The sequence below is a fragment of the Ruegeria sp. BC2 genome, assembly GCF_056539245.1.
Genome location: NZ_JBQFUQ010000001.1, coordinates 1,110,891 through 1,128,127 on the forward strand (window position 1 = coordinate 1,110,891; position 17,237 = coordinate 1,128,127).

19 protein-coding genes are annotated in these 17,237 nt (G+C 58.9%); 6 read left to right on the plus strand and 13 right to left on the minus strand.

Annotated features, from left to right (window positions below; genetic code table 11):
• Nucleotides 1-344: 344 nt before the first annotated feature.
• From ACR0CU_RS05470 to ACR0CU_RS05480, 3 genes are all read right to left on the minus strand, one after another.
• Complete coding sequence (locus ACR0CU_RS05470; RefSeq protein WP_093962957.1) at nt 345-1,097, minus strand: LuxR family transcriptional regulator; 753 nt, start codon at nt 1,095-1,097, stop codon at nt 345-347.
• The gene (gene aroQ / locus ACR0CU_RS05475) at nt 1,097-1,546 is read right to left on the minus strand and encodes a type II 3-dehydroquinate dehydratase (RefSeq protein WP_170445915.1); all 450 of its coding nucleotides are present in this window, start codon (nt 1,544-1,546) and stop codon (nt 1,097-1,099) included. The genes ACR0CU_RS05470 and aroQ overlap by 1 nt, the downstream gene beginning before the upstream one ends.
• A 130-nt stretch (nt 1,547-1,676) precedes the next feature.
• The gene (locus ACR0CU_RS05480; protein ID WP_170445918.1) at nt 1,677-2,672 is read right to left on the minus strand and encodes an NADPH:quinone oxidoreductase family protein; all 996 of its coding nucleotides are present in this window, start codon (nt 2,670-2,672) and stop codon (nt 1,677-1,679) included.
• Between the two features lie 154 nt (nt 2,673-2,826).
• Here ACR0CU_RS05480 and ACR0CU_RS05485 point away from each other — a divergent pair, with 154 nt between their 5' ends.
• From ACR0CU_RS05485 to ACR0CU_RS05495, 3 genes are read left to right on the plus strand one after another with little or no spacing between them, the layout of a single operon-like run.
• A complete protein-coding gene (locus ACR0CU_RS05485) occupies nt 2,827-3,645 on the plus strand; it encodes an SDR family NAD(P)-dependent oxidoreductase (RefSeq protein ID WP_170367105.1) in 819 nt (272 codons plus the stop codon).
• 32 nt (nt 3,646-3,677) lie between these two features.
• A complete protein-coding gene (locus ACR0CU_RS05490; protein WP_170445921.1) occupies nt 3,678-4,703 on the plus strand; it encodes a phosphotransferase family protein in 1,026 nt (341 codons plus the stop codon).
• Between the two features lie 10 nt (nt 4,704-4,713).
• A complete protein-coding gene (locus ACR0CU_RS05495; RefSeq protein ID WP_367647522.1) occupies nt 4,714-5,508 on the plus strand; it encodes an IclR family transcriptional regulator in 795 nt (264 codons plus the stop codon).
• Nucleotides 5,509-5,512: 4 nt separating this feature from the next.
• On the opposite strand, the gene ACR0CU_RS05500 is transcribed toward ACR0CU_RS05495, so the two are convergent.
• Nucleotides 5,513-6,118 (minus strand): DsbA family protein, encoded by a 606-nt coding sequence (locus ACR0CU_RS05500; protein WP_480642597.1) that lies wholly within the window; start codon nt 6,116-6,118, stop codon nt 5,513-5,515.
• 217 nt (nt 6,119-6,335) lie between these two features.
• On the opposite strand from ACR0CU_RS05500, the gene ACR0CU_RS05505 reads away from it, so the two are divergent.
• Entirely contained in the window at nt 6,336-7,553 is a 1,218-nt protein-coding gene (locus tag ACR0CU_RS05505) for a serine hydrolase domain-containing protein (RefSeq protein WP_480642599.1), read from the plus strand.
• 49 nt (nt 7,554-7,602) lie between these two features.
• Complete coding sequence (locus tag ACR0CU_RS05510; RefSeq protein WP_480642601.1) at nt 7,603-8,472, plus strand: acyl-CoA thioesterase; 870 nt, start codon at nt 7,603-7,605, stop codon at nt 8,470-8,472.
• Here the strand turns inward: ACR0CU_RS05510 and ACR0CU_RS05515 are convergent.
• Nucleotides 8,469-9,236, minus strand: coding sequence for an SDR family oxidoreductase (locus tag ACR0CU_RS05515; RefSeq protein ID WP_480642603.1), 768 nt, complete (start codon nt 9,234-9,236; stop codon nt 8,469-8,471). The genes ACR0CU_RS05510 and ACR0CU_RS05515 overlap by 4 nt on opposite strands.
• Before the next feature lie 130 nt (nt 9,237-9,366).
• Nucleotides 9,367-10,596, minus strand: a complete 1,230-nt coding sequence (locus tag ACR0CU_RS05520) for an acyl-CoA dehydrogenase (protein WP_480642605.1) — start codon at nt 10,594-10,596, stop codon at nt 9,367-9,369.
• A 96-nt stretch (nt 10,597-10,692) separates the two neighbouring features.
• Between ACR0CU_RS05520 and ACR0CU_RS05525 the strand changes: the two genes are divergently transcribed.
• Nucleotides 10,693-11,604 (plus strand): LysR family transcriptional regulator, encoded by a 912-nt coding sequence (locus ACR0CU_RS05525; protein WP_170339164.1) that lies wholly within the window; start codon nt 10,693-10,695, stop codon nt 11,602-11,604.
• A 1-nt stretch (nt 11,605) separates the two neighbouring features.
• On the opposite strand, the gene phoB is transcribed toward ACR0CU_RS05525, so the two are convergent.
• From phoB to ACR0CU_RS05560, 7 genes are all read right to left on the minus strand, one after another.
• Nucleotides 11,606-12,295, minus strand: a complete 690-nt coding sequence (gene phoB, locus ACR0CU_RS05530; RefSeq protein WP_170445936.1) for a phosphate regulon transcriptional regulator PhoB — start codon at nt 12,293-12,295, stop codon at nt 11,606-11,608.
• A 12-nt stretch (nt 12,296-12,307) separates the two neighbouring features.
• Nucleotides 12,308-13,009 (minus strand): phosphate signaling complex protein PhoU, encoded by a 702-nt coding sequence (gene phoU, locus ACR0CU_RS05535; RefSeq protein ID WP_093962068.1) that lies wholly within the window; start codon nt 13,007-13,009, stop codon nt 12,308-12,310.
• A gap of 16 nt (nt 13,010-13,025) precedes the next feature.
• Nucleotides 13,026-13,805: a phosphate ABC transporter ATP-binding protein PstB gene (gene pstB, locus ACR0CU_RS05540; protein ID WP_260066122.1), complete on the minus strand. Its 780-nt coding sequence runs from the start codon at nt 13,803-13,805 to the stop codon at nt 13,026-13,028.
• A gap of 70 nt (nt 13,806-13,875) precedes the next feature.
• On the minus strand, nt 13,876-14,922 hold the full coding sequence (locus ACR0CU_RS05545) for a sensor histidine kinase (RefSeq protein WP_170339160.1): 1,047 nt from the start codon (nt 14,920-14,922) through the stop codon (nt 13,876-13,878).
• A gap of 16 nt (nt 14,923-14,938) precedes the next feature.
• Nucleotides 14,939-15,472, minus strand: coding sequence for a gamma carbonic anhydrase family protein (locus ACR0CU_RS05550; RefSeq protein ID WP_170418871.1), 534 nt, complete (start codon nt 15,470-15,472; stop codon nt 14,939-14,941).
• The gene (gmk, locus tag ACR0CU_RS05555) at nt 15,469-16,110 is read right to left on the minus strand and encodes a guanylate kinase (RefSeq protein ID WP_170357855.1); all 642 of its coding nucleotides are present in this window, start codon (nt 16,108-16,110) and stop codon (nt 15,469-15,471) included. The genes ACR0CU_RS05550 and gmk overlap by 4 nt, the downstream gene beginning before the upstream one ends.
• A gap of 15 nt (nt 16,111-16,125) precedes the next feature.
• Nucleotides 16,126-17,016 (minus strand): YicC/YloC family endoribonuclease, encoded by an 891-nt coding sequence (locus ACR0CU_RS05560; protein WP_170445939.1) that lies wholly within the window; start codon nt 17,014-17,016, stop codon nt 16,126-16,128.
• Nucleotides 17,017-17,237 lie beyond the last annotated feature (221 nt).

Below are 17,237 nucleotides of genomic sequence, written 5' to 3' on the forward strand. Positions count from 1 at the left end.
CCTGTTCAGCCCGGGTTTTCCGGGCTGAACCAAAAACACCCGAAACCGGTTGCGCGACGCGCGACCGGTTTTTTATTGGCGAATTTTCCGATTGATCAGAGTAGTAATTGGAGGGCCCCGCAAGATGGGGATGGTCGAGGCCCCCCAAAATTTCCGACATCGGCACGCGGACGAATAAGCGCCCTTTGTCAGAGCGAACGGAGAGCCTTGGCAATACAAAGATCCGTCCAAATGTTCCTTGGCTAAAGCCACCACTCACGGAACAGGATCAATGTGCAATTTCTGCGCGGTTTTAGGAAGTCATGTATTCCTTACCTAAGGTCAACTGCCGCGCGACAGCGGATTCAGACCTCCATGACGAACATCTGATTCTGCAGCGAAGCCTTCAAAACCGCCTGTGCAGTCGTCTCGACAGAGAGAGCCTCGCGCGCCAGCCTGAGGTGTTTTTCAACAGTTGCCGAAGTCAGTCCCATCAGCAGGGCAATGTCCTGGGTCGTTTTGCCGTCACCCACCCATTCCAAAGCCTCACGCTGCCGCTTGGTCAAGGCGCGGTTCGGGGGATTGTAGGGCAGGGTGAGAATTTTGAGGTGGGCGATGTTGTTCATCAGCAGGATATCATCGCCATGCTCAGCCCACATCTCGTCCATCTCGTCCTGGCTGCGGTTCAGAGCGGCCAGCGAAATTGCCCCCTTCGACCGCATGGACACCGAAGTGAAACTGATCGTGTAGCCGACGGTGATCCCTTTCGAGCGATTGAACTCATACACCTTGCGTTCTTCGTTGGTCATCGTACCGCTGGACATCATCTCGCGGATCATGCTCCAGCTTGCGGCCCCTTCGTGGTCCAGCGCCCATTTCAGCATGGGCGCATGGAAATACAGACCATCCCGAAGGAAACCATCCATGTATTCCTTGCAGTGATTGGTCAGGATCACGAAATCTTCGGGGTCGCCCAAAGACGTTTGGGTGCGGTATTGTGTGTGTCCGTACAACAGGCGGTCAAAACCATACTTGGCCATCTGTTCGGTGTGCGCGGCCCAAAGCTCCTCGAGGGTTTTCACATAGCTCAGAAAGTTGAGGTATTCCTTGAGCGTCATCATGCGCCGCTACCCTCCTGAAGATGCGCGGCCAGCGCTTCCAGCGCCAGAACATAGCTTTGAGCGCCAAAGCCGCAGATCTGCCCGATGGCTACGGCCGAGATGTAGGACTTGTGCCGAAATGCCTCACGGGCGTGGATATTGGACAGGTGAACCTCGACCACCGGCAGTTGAGCCGACGAAATGGCATCCATCAATGCTATTGACGTGTGGGTATACGCGCCGGCATTCAGGACGATCCCGTCATGGGTTCCGCGCGCGGCGTGGATGGCATCGATCAACACACCTTCATGGTTTGATTGGGCGCACTCGACCCGCAACCCGATCGATGCGCCATGCGAAACGCACAAGTCTTCGATCATCTTCAAGGTGGTATGACCATAAACCTCGGGCTGCCGTGTGCCCAAAAGGTTCAGGTTCGGTCCGTTCAATACAAGAATACTACGCATTATTTTTCTGTCCCCATACCTGTTTCATAGCCGCGAATTGAAAACGCGTCTACCGGCTTTGCTCTCATGAGGCGAGCGGGCGCAGGTCAGGTCATGGGGACAGGCTGTGAAACGACTGTGAATGTCGTTCCTAGTCGATGGACACGACAACTTTGCCGAGAACCGACCGATCGCCCAACATCTCCAAAGCTTCTGCGGCGCGGGGCAAGGAAAAGCGGGCGCTGATACGCGGCTTGATCTTGCCGCCATGATACATGGCAAACAGTTCCCGCAAGTTTTCGGCATGTCCGGCCGGATCGCGGAATACGGACGCGCCCCAGAACACGCCGACGATCTCACAGCCTTTGAGCAAAGGCAGATTCAACGGGATGTTGGGGATACCGGCCGGAAAGCCAACGACCAAAAACCGCCCCTTCCAGGCCATCGCGCGCAATGCTGGCTCGGCGTAGTCGCCGCCAACCGCATCATAGACCACATCAACGCCATCACCGCCCGCCAGCTTCTTGATTTCTGACGAGAACGCTTTTTGCGCCTCTCGCGTCATCTCCTTGGAGTAGACGATCGTTTCATCAGCGCCCAAATCCTTGCAGAACTGAGCTTTGTCTTCCGTGGACACCGCAGCAATCACACGCGCGCCCATGGCTTTGCCCAATTCAACCGCGGCCGAGCCGACACCGCCAGCGGCCCCAAGCACCAACAGAGTTTCACCGCCTTTGAGCCCGGCGCGATCCTTCAGTGCATGGTAGGACGTTCCGTAGGTGAAAATGAAACAAGCCGCATCCTCGTACGGCATGGACTCCGGGATGGGAACGGCGCTGGCGGCCGGAATGCACAGCTGTTCGGCGAAACCTCCGTGACCTGTCAGGGCCAGAACGCGGTCACCGACCTTCAGATCGGAAACACCATCTCCAACGGCGATCACATCGCCCGACACCTCCCCTCCGGGCGCGAAGGGGCGCGGTGGTTTCATCTGGTACAAATCGCGGATGATCAGCGTGTCCGGAAAATTCACGCCTGCCGCACGTACCCGGATCAGCACCTGACCCTTTTTGGGCGTTGGATCGGGCAGGGTGGTCAGTTCAAGTGTTTCCGGACCACCCGGGGCGACGCTGAGTAATGCTTGCATTTCGTTTTCCGATCCTCGCCATTTGTTGGCCCGAAGGTCGGGTCCTGACACCATGTTGTCAAGGCAGATGTGAAATGCAATTCTGCATAGTGAAACTGACCCGGCCTGAAGTTGAACTCAGGACGCAACAAAAACGAATTATGGGGAGAGGCTGATGACACCGGAGAACTTATTTTCGCTAGCGGGCAAGACTGCTCTGGTCACGGGTGGTGCGACCGGCATTGGTCGGATGGCAGCCGAGGCTCTGCTGCGCGCGGGTGCGCGGGTGCTGATCGCCTCGCGCAAGGGCGAAGCCTGCGAAGCTGTGGCCGCCGAACTGAACGCGCTGGATGCGCCCGGAACCGCCGAAGGGTTTGCCGGTGACGTCAGCAGCGAGGCCGGCATTGATGCGCTGGTCGAAGAGGTGAACAACCGCACCCAAAAGCTTGATATCCTTATGAACAATGCCGGCGTTTCGTGGGGCGCGCCAATGGGACAGTTTCCCTATGACGCCTGGGACAAAGTCATGTCCGTGAATGTCGCCGGCATCTTTCATCTGACCCAGAAGCTGCTTCCTCTGCTGATGCAATCGGGTTCGGACGATGATCCTGCACGGGTGATCAACGTCGCATCGGTGATGGGAGAGGTTCCCATGGGAGATGGCGCCTACAGCTATTCCGCGTCGAAGGCGGCCGTCATCCATCTGACCAAGATCATGGCAAAGGAGCTGTCGCCCTACCGCGTGACTGTGAATGCTCTGGCACCGGGACCGTTCGTTTCGCGCATGACCGCCTTTGCCACGGCTGACGAGGAAAAACGCGAGAAAGTGGGCAAGTCGGTCCCGCTGGGCCGTGTCGGGCGCGACGAGGACATCGCGGGCTGTATGCTGTTCCTCAGCGGACGCGGCGGCAGTTACGTGACCGGCGCCGTGATCCCGGTCTCGGGTGGTATCAACGTTCTGACCGGAGGAAACATCTTTGCCGATGCCCTGTGAACCCCGGTCCAGTATCAAGCGAGGCCGATCGCATGAACGATGACCCGAACACCCTCAACCTTGTCGCCGTAGATGCCTATCTGCGCGCCAACCTGCAAGGCTATGCCGGTCCGCTTGAGGCGACGAAGTTCACGGTGGGTCAGTCCAATCCGACCTACGAACTGCGCACACCTGGAAAATCCTATGTTCTGCGGCGTAAACCGCCCGGAGTTCTGCTGAAATCTGCCCACGCGGTCGACCGCGAATTCCGTGTTCAGACCGCGTTGGCGCACAGCAAAGTACCGGTGCCGCGCATGTACGTGCTGTGCGAGGATGACAGCATCATCGGCTCTGCCTTCTATGTCATGGAGCGTCTGGACGGTCGGAATTTTCTGGAACCGACCATGAAGGGCGAAACCAACGAAACCCGCAGCGCCGTTCTGGACGAGATGAACCGGGTTCTGGCCGAATTGCACATGGTCGACATCGACGCCGTGGGCCTGTCCGATTATGGACCGACCGGCAACTACTTTGAACGCCAGATCGCGCGCTGGACCAAACAGTATCGCGCCTCGGAAACCGAAACGGTTGCCGACATGGATGCGCTGATCGACGCGCTGGAAAGCTCGATCCCGGCGGATGATGGTCAACGAACGCTGGTTCATGGCGACTATCGCATCGACAATCTGATGTTCGAGCGGGACGGAACCCGCTGCATCGGGGTCCTGGATTGGGAGCTGTCCACCATCGGCCATCCCTATGCCGATCTGGCGGCCGTAATCATGCAATGGCAGATGCCGCCGGGCAAAGAGGGTCGGGGGCTGGCCGGTGTTGACCGCGGCAGCCTTGGGCTGCCCAGCGATCAGCAGTTCATCGCCTCATATTGTCAGCGGCGCGGATTGGCGGGGATCGACAATTTCGGTTTCTATCTTGCGTTCAATTTCTTCCGAATGGCCGGAATTCTCCAAGGCGTCTACAAACGCGCTCTGGACGGGAATGCATCCGATCCGGCCCGGGCGCGCGCATTCGGAGCCTATGTGCCCATGTTCGCCAAACATGGCCTTGCAGCGCTGGGATAGAGGGGCAGGCGTGGTATCCGAGACATCATCAAGCGCCGACACTGGCAAGGATCGGAACTTCGTCACCGCACTGGCGCGGGGGCTTGAACTGCTGCGGTGCTTTCGCCACGGCGAAACGGCACTGACCAACACGGATTTTGCTGAACGCACGGGTCTGCCCAAGCCAACGATCTCGCGGTTGACCCATACGCTGTGCCAACTGGGTTACCTTGTTCAGGATCACGCAGGCGGTTCTTATCGGCTTGGTGTCGGAGTGCTGCGGCTGGGATTCGGAGTTCTGGGTGCGGCTGACATATGCGAGCGGGCCGTCGAGGTGCTGCGGGAACTGCGCGATGGAGCCAATCCGTACCTGACGGCCGCGCTGGGCGAAGCGCATCGGGCAGAGGTCGTATACGTCGCGGTCAGCAGGTCGACGCAGAACGTGGCGCTTACCATGCATGTCGGATCCCGGCTGCCGTTGTTCTCCTCGGCCATGGGGCGGGCCATTCTGGTTGGCATGACCGAGGATCAAAGGGAAACGGCGATTGACGCTGCTCGACGCGATCTGAACCTGCCCGAAAATCACCTGCGCGACTCGATAAAAACCGCTTTGGATGAGTACGATACACAAGGTTATTGTACCGGATATTCTCTGTGGCGGGACGACGTCCATGCCATTTCCGTTCCAGTGTCCACCGCCAGCGACGGGCGGGTATTTGGATTGAATATCGGCGGGCCCAGCTTTTATGTGACCCCGGAAGAGCTTGAAGGAGACCTCGCGCACAAGCTGATAGATGCCGCCCGGCAATTGGGACTGCGTCCCTGAAACCTTAGTGCAACGTCTCGAGTTCAAGTTCTACGTTGGCCAGGCTGTTCTTACCAAAAAACATCTCGGACCCGACAAACAGGCTGGGCACCCCGAAAACTCCGCGGCGAACGGCCGCCTTTGTCTGATCCTTCAAGGTCTGCTTGGCCAAATCGCCGGTGATCGCCTCACGGATTTTTCGTACGGGCAGGTCACGTTCTTGAATGATGTCGGTCAACACATTCAGGTCGTCAATCTTCTGCCCGTGCACCCATATTGCATCAAAAACGGCGTCTACATATCTGTCTTCCCATGATTTTCCCATCGCCGCGACCGCGCCACGCATGGCGAATTTCGTGTTCAGCGGAAAATAGGGGCTCATATGAAAGTTCAGGCCTCGCCGCCGCGCAAAGCGGTGCAGGTCATGGGTCAGATACGTCGATTTCTTCCGATTTTCCGAGAACGCCTGAAATGGGCTCTGGTTGTTCGTGGCCTTGAAAACTGTACTCAGCAGAACCGGCACAAAGCGAATCTCAGCCCCGTGGCGCGCGGCGAGATCTGGCAAAACCTTATGAGCGAGGTAAGCGTTCGGGCTGCAAAAGTCGTATACGAATTCCACGTTCTGCGTCATCTGGCACCTCCGACCGGTGGCGAATTCAGGGGTAACGGCTGCAAATCACGAATCCAGAACGCCGTCAGTCTAGCAGCGTCGCAGGTCGTGGCCGAGAGCAGACTTGCAGATCGCTCGCCCGGCAATTTTCGCCGGCTGTGTTTTTGGGCTGTTTTTCTTTGCCACGGGGCGGCAGGATTGCGCGCAGGTGAAAGAAAAAACGGGGAAATTTCGGCCAATGCAGTTTGATCGGACGAGGCTGAACCGCATTCAGACATGGATGCAAAGGTATGTGGACGAACGAAAATACCCCGGGTGCGCCTTTCTGTTGAAGCAGCACGGGCGCGAAGTTTTCTTTCACGATTGCGGATTGCGCAGTCTCGAGAGTGATTTGCCGTACGACCGCGAGACCTTGGTTCGCATCTACTCGATGACCAAGCCGGTGACCACGACAGCGCTGATGATCTTGGTAGAACAAGGTCTGATGCACCTTGAGGCGCCGGTATCCGAGTTTCTGCCGGAATTCGCCGAAATGAAGGCGTTGCGGAAAGACGCGCAATCCATTGAACAAACAGAAGACTCGACGCCGCCGACCCTGCATCAACTGCTGACCCACACCAGCGGGCTAAGCTATCCGTTCAATCCGGGCGTTCTTCCCGCCGCGATGGATGCTCAGGACCTGATGTTCAAACCGGACCAGGGTCCACTGGCCGATCAGGTTCGGGCCGTGGCTGCATTGCCGCTGGCGTTTCAACCCGGCAGCCGCTGGGAGTATTCGGTCGGCATCGACGTTATCGGACGGGTAGTCGAAGTCGTGTCCGGCAGGAGTTTGGACCAATTCTTTGCCGATGAGATCTTTGGGCCGCTTGGGATGGACGAAACCGGGTTTTCGGTTCCCAAAGGGGCAGGGGACCGGTTCGCCTCGCTCTACACACCGCTCGAGGGAGACGCGATGGCTCTGAACGCGGCCAAGTCCGGCGGCGAAAGGTTGCGATTGGTGGATCAGGCCGGAGACTCGCCATTTGAAGCGGCCACGCTGTTTTCCGGCGGTGGTGGGCTGGTCAGCACGATCGACGATTTTGCCCGTTTCGCCGAGATGCTGCGCGCCAAAGGGCAGGCGGGTGATCAACGACTGCTAGGCCCGAGCACGGTGGACTTCATGATGCGCAACCACTTGCCGGGCGACATCGCATCCATGGGGCCTCAAAGCTTTGCCGAACAGCCGATGGACGGCATGGGGTTCGGGCTTGGCGGCGCTGTGGTTTTGGACCCGGGCCGTGCACGTACCCCCGGATCGGTTGGAGATTTCAGTTGGGGCGGCATGGCGTCGACCTTTTTCTGGGTCGACCAAAAGAACGACCTGTCGGCTGTTTTCTTTACTCAGTTGTCGCCCTCCAGTTCTTACCCGTCACGCTCAGAACTCAAAGCCCTGGTTCACGCCGCCCTCATTGAATGACCCGCGCGGGCCTGCTAGGCCGATCACGAACAGAACCAGAGAGAGTCGAATGACCGAAGCCGAACGCATCCTGTTGGATTTGCTGGACATTGAACGCCTTGAGGTAGACTTGTTCCGAGGCACCGGGTCCGGCGGTGAAACGCCCACGCGGATCTTCGGTGGTCAGGTCATTGCGCAGGCTCTGGCGGCCGCGTACCGAACGGTCGAAGACCGCCTTTGCCATTCACTGCATGCGTACTTCATCCGTCCGGGAGATCCGGAAATTCCGGTTATCTATCAGGTAGATCGCGCGCGGGATGGCGGGTCGTTCACCACACGGCGCGTGGTGGCAATCCAGCACGGCAAGCAGATCCTCAACATGTCGGCCTCGTTCCACATTCAGGATGAAGGCTGGAACCATCAGCACGCGATGCCTGATGTCCCATCGCCCGAAACGCAACCGTCCCGCGATGAATTGCGGCAGAAATACCTGAACCGCGTTCCCGATAGGCTGCGCGCCGAACTGCTGCGCGAACGTCCGATCGAGGTGCGCGAGATTGATCCCTTGGACATCTTCCAGCCCGAGAAAAGCGACGACCGAAACCATCTGTGGTTGCGCATGGGAGCAGCGGAACAGGCTGATCACGTGACCCAACACCTGTTGCTGGCCTATGCCTCGGACATGGCGCTGCTGAGTTCCGGCATGCGGCCGCACGGGTTGAGCTGGTTCACGGGCGAAATCAATGGCGCGAGCCTGGATCACGCGATCTGGTTTCATGCACCGGTTCATTTCCAGAATTGGCATCTCTATTCCATGGAGTCGCCATGGACGGGGCAGGGACGCAGCTTCAACCGCGGGTCAATCTATGCGCAGGACGGTACCTTGGTCGCCTCCGTCGCGCAGGAAGGCCTTCTGCGCCGCGCCCGCAAGAAAATCTAGGTATCGCCTGCAAACTGCTGATTCAACTTGTTCATTCCTGAAATCCAACGGTCGTAATCGGCGGTTTTCAAGCGCATGTAATCCAGAACCTGCGGATGCGGCAGAATCAGAAAGGTCTCGGTGCCAATGGCCTCGACACAAGCCTGTGCCACGTCCTCGGGTTCAAGCATGCCATCAATCGCGGCAACTGAGTCTTCAAACCCTTTGGTCATTTCCGATCGGACGGCCTGAGGACACAAGACCGAAACCCGGATGCCTTTGTCGGCATAGGTCAAAGCCAGCCATTCCGCGAAACCAACCGCCGCATGTTTGGTGACTCCGTATGGCGCGGCTCCGGGCTGGTTGAGCAGCCCCGCAGCGGAAGCCGTGATCAATATGTAGCCGCCGCCGCGCGCAATCATCCGTGGCACTAGATGGCGGGCCGTCCACACATGAGACATGACGTTGATCTTCCAGATCCTGTCCCAATGCGCATCGGGAACATCGAGACCGCCAAGCGTCAGGATGCCGGCGTTGGCGCAGAATAGGTCAATGGGGCCGATGCTGGATTCGACGCTGTCGATCATTTGCTGGGTATCGTGTTCGTCGGCAACATCGCATTTGACCGAATGCCCGCCAATGTCTTGGGCGACGGCTTCGGCGCCGGCTTCATCGATATCCGCACAGATCACACGCGCGCCATCCGCGGCGAAGCGCGTCGCCATACCTTTGCCGATACCTTGGGCTGCACCGGTAACAACTACAATTTTTCCTTGAAGGTCCATCAGCGCATCCTGTCTTGGTTTCACACAGGACCGTAACAGGATGAAATAGCACCGCCAATGCGAACGTGGCGGTGCCAGACTTCACATCTTTATTTACATAATACAGATTACGCGATCTTTAGACTGAGGATCAGTAGAAGGCCTGCAACCCTGTCTGCGCCCGCCCCAGGATCAACGCATGAACATCATGCGTGCCCTCGTAGGTATTGACGGTCTCAAGGTTGACCATGTGACGAATGACTTGGAACTCCAACGAGATCCCGTTGCCACCATGCATGTCCCGCGCCATCCGCGCGATATCCAAGGCCTTGCCGCAGTTGTTCCGCTTGATGATCGAGATCATCTCAGGCGCTGCTTCGGCTTTGTCCATCAGCCGTCCGACCGTCAGGCTGGCCTGCACACCCAACGCGATTTCAGTCTGCATGTCCGCCAGTTTCTTTTGGAACAGCTGTGTCTGCGCCAAAGGACGATTGAACTGCTTGCGATCCAATCCATACTGACGCGCCGCGTGCCAGCAGCATTCTGCGGCCCCCATGACACCCCAACTGATGCCATAGCGTGCTCGGTTCAGGCATCCGAACGGCCCTTTCAGCCCCTGGACGTGCGGCAGCAAGGCACTTTCGTCGACCTCCACGCCATCCATCACGATTTCGCCGGTGATTGACGCGCGCAGGCTAAGCTTGTTTTGGACCTTGGGCGCGCTCAGACCTTTGGCGCCTTTTTCCAGTACGAAGCCGCGGATCTTTCCGTCATGCGCATCGGACTTGGCCCAGACAACAAACACATCGGCAATTGGCGCGTTGGAAATCCACATCTTGCTGCCGGACAGACGGTAGCCGCCGTCGATCTTTTCCGCCCGGGTTTTCATGCCCGCCGGATCAGACCCCGCATCCGGTTCGGTCAGGCCAAAGCAACCGATCCATTCACCACTGGCCAGTTTCGGCAGGTATTTCCGGCGCTGCTCTTCACTGCCATAGGCATAGATCGGATACATCACCAGCGAGCTTTGCACCGACATCATCGAGCGATAGCCGGAATCCACACGTTCGACCTCGCGCGCGACGAGACCGTAGGTGACGTAACCGGCGCCAATCCCGCCGTATTCTTCGGGAATGGTGGTGCCCAGCAAGCCCATTTCGCCCATCTCGCGGAAGATTTCAGGATCGGTTTCCTCGTTCTGAAACGCCTGAGTTACCCGAGGCTGCAGCTTTTCCTGCGCATACGCACGCGCGCTGTCGGCGATCAGGCGTTCATCCTCGGTCAGTTGATCAGACAGGCGGAACGGATCGTCCCAGGTAAAGCGGCCAAGATCGGGCGCATCCTTTGCGCGCAATGCAGGTTTGGTGTCGGGGGCGTTCATCTTCTGGCTCCAAACTGAAGTTCATACGCACCCTACCCTGCAATTTACGCAAAAAACAGCGAGACATTTGCAAGTTTTCATGAGTAAAACGCATAGATGGATACGCCTCGTCGACTTTTTCCGTCAATTTCTTCGCTTCGCGCGCTCGAAGCATTGGACCGGTTGGGTTCCGCCTCGGCCGCCGCGGAAGAGCTTGCGCTGACCCAGAGCGCCGTCAGCCGGCAACTGCAGACGCTCGAGACCCAGCTGGGCGTGCAGCTCATTCTGCGTGACAAAAAGCGATTGGCGTTGACGCCGGTGGCGCAGGACTATGTCGCGGAAATACGGCAAGGTCTGAACCAAATTGCGCAGGCCTCCCTGAAACTGCACGTCGCGCCAGTGGGTGGAACGCTGAATCTGGCAATCCTGCCGACATTCGGAATGCGTTGGCTGGTGCCACGGCTGCCGGATTTTGCCCGTTTGCATCCTGACATCACTATCAACATGTCCACGCGCCTGAGGCCTTTCAATTTCTCGTCGGAACCCTTTGATGCTGCGTTACATTTCGGGGAACCGGATTGGCCCGGAACCGAGCGTCTGCTGCTGAAGGTGGAAAGGGTTCTGCCGGTATGTGCCCCCTCGCTGCTGCCAGGAGGCGCGCCGGACGATCCGCGCGAATTGCTGAAACTGCCCCTGCTTCACATCCAGACCCGCCCGCGCGCTTGGCAAGACTGGTTCAAACAAATGGGCGTTCCGCATTCAGGCGCCCTGCCCGGTACGGTGCACGATCAATTCACGACCATCAATCAAGCCGCCCTGCATGGGCTGGGCGTCGCCCTGCTGCCCAACTATCTGATCGAGCAAGACCTCGCGACCGGCAGACTTGTTGCAGCCTGCAAGGATCCGGTTGAAACCATGGGGGCCTATTACCTGGTCTGGCCAAGCTCAAAGTCCGAAGATCCGACACTTCGGCACTTCCGTCACTGGTTGGCGTCTCAGGCCCAAAACGACGAAACTCTGCCCAGATAGGCTAATCCAGCGCGTATCCAGCACCTCGAACCGTTCGAAAGGGGTCGGCTCCGCCAAACGCCGTCAACGCCTTGCGCAGTCGACCAATATGGACATCCACGGTGCGGGAATCGACATAGACGTCGCGCCCCCAGGCACGGTCCAATAGCTGATCGCGACTGAACACGCGCCCCGGCTTCTCCATGAAGGTGCACAGCAGCCGGAATTCGGTTGGCCCCATCCGGAGCGGCTTGCCCGCCCGACTGGCCTTGTGGCTTTCGAGGTCCACGACGATGTCGTGATATTCCAGGGTTTCCGCAGCCGCCGCCGGGCGTACCCGACGCAGTTGAGCTCGGATCCGCGCCATCAACTCCGCCATCGAATATGGTTTGGCCACATAGTCATCGGCCCCCGTCTCCAAACCGCGCACCTTGTCCACCTCATCGGACCGCGCCGACAGCATGATAATCGGAATCGCGCGGGTCTGCGGGCGTGCCTTTAGCTGACGACACAGCTCAATCCCGCTGAGATTGGGCATCATCCAGTCAAGAACAATCAGATCAGGCGCCACCTCTTGGACCAGCACCAGGGCTTCTTCGCCGCTTGCCGCCTGAACCACTTCGTACCCGGCGGACTGCATGTTGTACGCCAGCACCTCGCGCAGCGCGGGCTCATCATCGACAATCAGGATAGTCGGCTGGCCCGTCGGCATGCCGGCCACCTCTTACAGAGATTGCGAGGTGTTGTCTGCTTTCGGGCGGGCTTCGGTCGGCCGTTCACCGGTCACCAGATAGATCACCTGTTCGGCGATGGCAGTGACATGGTCGCCCATCCGCTCGATGTTCTTGGCGATGAAATGCAGATGCATGCAGGCCGTGATGTTGCGCGGGTCTTCAGCCATGAAGGTCAGCAACTCGCGGAACAGGCCGTTGTACATCTGATCCACTTCCTGGTCCCGATCGATGACGTCACGGGCCAGTTCAGCATCCCGTTGAATATAGGCATCCAATGCGTCACGCAACATCCGCTCGACCTCGCGCGCCATGCGGCGCAGTGCGGCGGTGCTGCCGCCGATCTGGTTGGCCTCGACCAGAATGGTGGTGCGCTTGGCGATGTTCTTTGCGTAATCGCCGATGCGTTCCAGATTGGCCGAAACCTTGAGAACCGACAGCACCAACCGCAAATCGCCGGCGGTGGGCGCCCGCAGGGCGATTACCCGGGCGGTTTCTTCGTTGATCAGGTCCTCAAGCGCATCAATCGCCTTGTCGCCCTGCCGCACCTGCTGCGCCAGTTCCTCGTCCCGCGTTTCCAGCGAACGGGCCGCACCTGTGATCGCGGCCTCGACCAGACCACCCATTTTCATGATGTGGGCTTGGACCGCCTCAAGATCACGGTCGAAAGCAGATGCAATATGTTGTTCACTCATGGTCTTTTACCTGTTCTCAGCCGATGCGGCCGGTGATGTAGCTTTCGGTACGCGGGTCTTCGGGGTTGGTGAAGATTTGGGCGGTATCACCGAACTCGACAAGATTGCCCAAGTGAAAAAACGCCGTTTTCTGGCTGACACGCGCCGCCTGTTGCATCGAATGGGTGACGATCACGACCGAGAACCTCTCACGCAGTTCATCGATCAGCTCTTCGACCTGGGCGGTGGCAATCGGGTCCAGCGCCGAACAGGGCTCGTCCATCAACAGAACTTCGGGTGCCGTGGCGATGGCGCGGGCGATACACAGGCGCTGTTGTTGCCCTCCTGACAGACCGGTGCCAGGGGCGTCCAGGCGATCCTTCACCTCGTCCCAGATGGCGCCGCGGCGCAAGGATTTCTCGACGATCTCGTCAAGTTCGGCCTTGGTCTTGGCCAGACCATGAATGCGCGGGCCGTATGCGATGTTGTCATAGATCGACTTTGGAAAAGGGTTGGGTTTCTGAAACACCATGCCGACCTTGGCGCGCAGTTGCACGGGGTCGATCCGCTTGTCATAGATGTCTTCCCCATCCAGGCGGATTTCACCCTCGACCCGACAGATGTCGATGGTGTCGTTCATCCGGTTCAGACACCGCAAAAAGGTAGACTTGCCGCACCCCGAGGGCCCGATGAACGCCGTAACGGTCTTGTCCTGGATTTCTACATTCACGTCCTTGATGGCGTGCGTGTCACCATAGAACACGTTCACGTTCCTGGCTGAGACCTTGAGGGTTTCGGTTTCCAATGCGCTATCCACGGGTGGCGGGTCCTTCGTTTTTTGGTCCGAGTACTCGGCTTGACCGTTCCTAGCCTATCACGCGCCAGTCTTACATGGGCAAAATGACGGTGAACACCGCGCCCTTTCCCAAATCACTTTCCACCCGCAACCGACCGCGGTGGCGGTTGATGATGTGCTTGACGATAGCCAGGCCCAGCCCCGTCCCCCCCAACTCGCGCGAGCGGTGGCTGTCGGCGCGGTAAAACCGTTCGGTAAGTCGAGGCAGATGAACCGGATCGATGCCAGGGCCCTTGTCGATGACCCTCACCCGGGCGGCCGGTCCCCGGATCGCGGTATCCTGATCTGAAACCGTCACTTGCACATCGACACCACCACCGCTGCCGCCATATTTGATCGCGTTTTCAATCAGGTTAGTGAAGACCTGCCGCAGCTGGTCATTGTCGCCCGGAAGGCGAACGGGGTTATCCGGGGCGCTCAGAGACAGGCAAACGCCCGCGTCATCCGCCAAGGGGCGCAACGTCTCGAGCGTCACGCGCAGCAGCTCGATCAGTTCAATCTGCTGCCTTGGCCGAACGCGCTCTTCGCTCTCGACCCGATTCAACGACAGCAGGTCACCGACCAGACGGTTCATCCGGTTGGCCTCTGCTGTCATGATCTTCAGGAATCTGTCCCGGGCCGCCGCGTCATCCTTCGCCGGTCCTTGCAAAGTCTCGATGAAGCCCATCAGAGCGGTCAGTGGGGTACGAAGTTCGTGGCTGACATTGGCAACGAAGTCACGGCGCATCTGGCTGGCCTGTTCAAGGTGGGTCACATCCATGAACGTTGCCAGAACCGCGCCACCGGAAACCGCGCCAACGCCCTGCATGTACCGACAGTGGACCTGAAACGCAGTGTCCTGTGCGCCGTCGTTCGCCAGATGCCGGCTGTTGGCCGGCCCCTTGCTCCGCAAGCTTTTCTCCATCGCTTCGATGACCTGCGGCTGTCGCAGGATCGTCGCAAAATGGCGACCGTCGATGTTTCGGCCCAACAGCGCACGCGCATCCGCGTTCGAGGCGATGATCCGCTCGGTCTGATCGACCATCAATGCGGGCATCGGCAAAGCAGAGACGACTTCGGCAAGCAGTTCGTTGCTCATGACCGGTTCACAGGACCTATGCGACGGGCGAAACGGGCGTCAGCGTTTCCCGGAACTTGCGCATGTTCTCTTGATAGTGGAGCGCGCTGAACGTGATCCGCCGGGCCGCCGCTTCGTCCAGTTGCCGGACCACCTTGCCAGGGGCTCCCATCACCAGCGAGTTGTCGGGGATCTCCTTGCCTTCCGTGATCAGGGCCCCTGCCCCGATCAGGCAGTTCCGGCCGATCTTCGCGCCGTTCAGGACGATGGCTCCCATACCAATCAGGCTGTTGTCACCGACGGTGCAGCCATGCAGCATCACTTTGTGGCCGATGGTGCAGTTCTTTCCGATCGTCAGAGGAAAACCAGCGTCGATATGCATCACGCAGTTCTCCTGCACGTTGCTGCCCTCGCCAACGCGGATTTCTTCGTGATCGGCACGGATGGTGCACCCGAACCAGACGGATGCACCTCGCTCCAGGACGACTTTGCCGATCAGGTTCGCGTCCGGCGCAACCCAGCTGTCTTCGTGGATCTGCGGGACGTCCTGTCCCAATGCGTAAATGGTCATGACATGCTCTCGAATTCGTATTGAAGGGCGCGGACGTGATCCTGCAACCGGGGCTGCTGAATACGGCGCATCCGCTCGGCGCTGACGATCGTCTTCAGCTTTTCCTCGGTTGCGGCCAGATCGTCATTGATCAACACATAGTCGTAGTAGCCCCAATGGCTGATTTCGTCCCAGCTTTTCATCATGCGCTTGGAAATGACGTCGGCGCTGTCCTGACCGCGAGTTTCAAGCCGGCGGCGCAGCTCTTTGATCGATGGCGGTAGAATGAAAATGGACAAAGCATGTTTGCCCAGCTCGGAATTCCGGATCTGCACTTCACCCTGCCAGTCTACGTCAAACAGCACGTCCCGCCCGCTCTGGATCGCTTCGCGCACTGGTCCAGCGGGTGAGCCGTAGAAATTGCCGAACACATGGGCATGTTCCAGCATCTGCCCATTTGACACTTGCTGGCGGAAATCATCTTCGCTGAGAAAATAGTATTCGCGTCCATGTTCCTCACCCGGGCGCGGGGCGCGGGTAGTGGCCGAGATCGAAAACTCGAGATCGGTGTCCCACTCCATCAGGCGACGGGCCAAAGTGGATTTTCCGGCACCCGAGGGCGACGAAAGGATGATGAGTAGACCGCGGCGATCCGCCATTACACTTTTCCTTGCTTATTCGACATTTTGCACCTGCTCTCTCAACTGATCGATCACCGCCTTCAACTCCAGTCCGATCGTTGTCAGGTCCGAATTCTGGGATTTGGAGCACAGCGTGTTGGCCTCGCGGTTGAACTCCTGCATCAGGAAATCCAACTTGCGGCCGACCGGGGCCTCCTGCTCCAGCAGAGCGCGCGCGGCTACGACATGGGCGGCCAGGCGGTCCAGTTCTTCGGTGATGTCCGCCTTGACCGCGATCAGGGCCAACTCCTGCGCCACCCGGTCGGGATCGGCGCCCTGGCTGTTTTCCATTACCCGCGCAAGGTTCTGGCGCAGAGTGTCGGCCATGGCTTCCTTGCGCAGCTCGGCCAGCTCGCTGGCCTGCTCGGTCAGGGTCTGGATCTGATCCAACTGGGCCGACAGGATGGAAGCCAGGGCTTGCCCCTCATCCCGGCGCATTGTCACAAACTCGGCCAGCAGACTGCCAAATTCGGATTTCAACGCCTCGACCAGCGGCGCGGGATCGTCGTCTTCGGCTGCTGCGTCCAGCATCCCCTTGAGCATCAGCAGATCGCTGGCCTTTGACGGAGCAAGCGCGACACCCTTGTTGACCGCCAATTCCTCGGCCTGCGCCAGCGCATCCAGCGCGGCGCTCATTGCGACTTCGTTCAGCTTCAGTTCGGCGGCGGTTTCTTCGCGGGCAACGCGCAAGCTCAACGTCACGTTGCCCCGGCTGATCTGTTTGGACATATCCGCGCGCAGCGCAGCCTCAAGTCCCGTCAGCCAGTCCGGCACCCGCAACCGCATGTCCAGACCCTTGCCGTTGACACTGCGCAGCTCCCAGCTCCAGCTGTGCGGCCCCAATGCGCCCTTTCCGGATGCGAAACCGGTCATGGATTTGATCATGCCTGCCCTTTCCCACTGCTGCGCAGCCTTGTTCTGCTGCACCTAAAGCTATCGTACCCCATAGGGCAAGACCTTGCCGGATGTGCAATTCATCGCAAGAAGTTAACCATTCCTTAAAGATTTGGTCCAAAATTGAATAAACCCGCGTCAATCTGTCAGTCGAAGGATGGGTCGGCCGCTATCGCTTTGCATGGCGCACGGACCGGATGGCCGCCAATCGA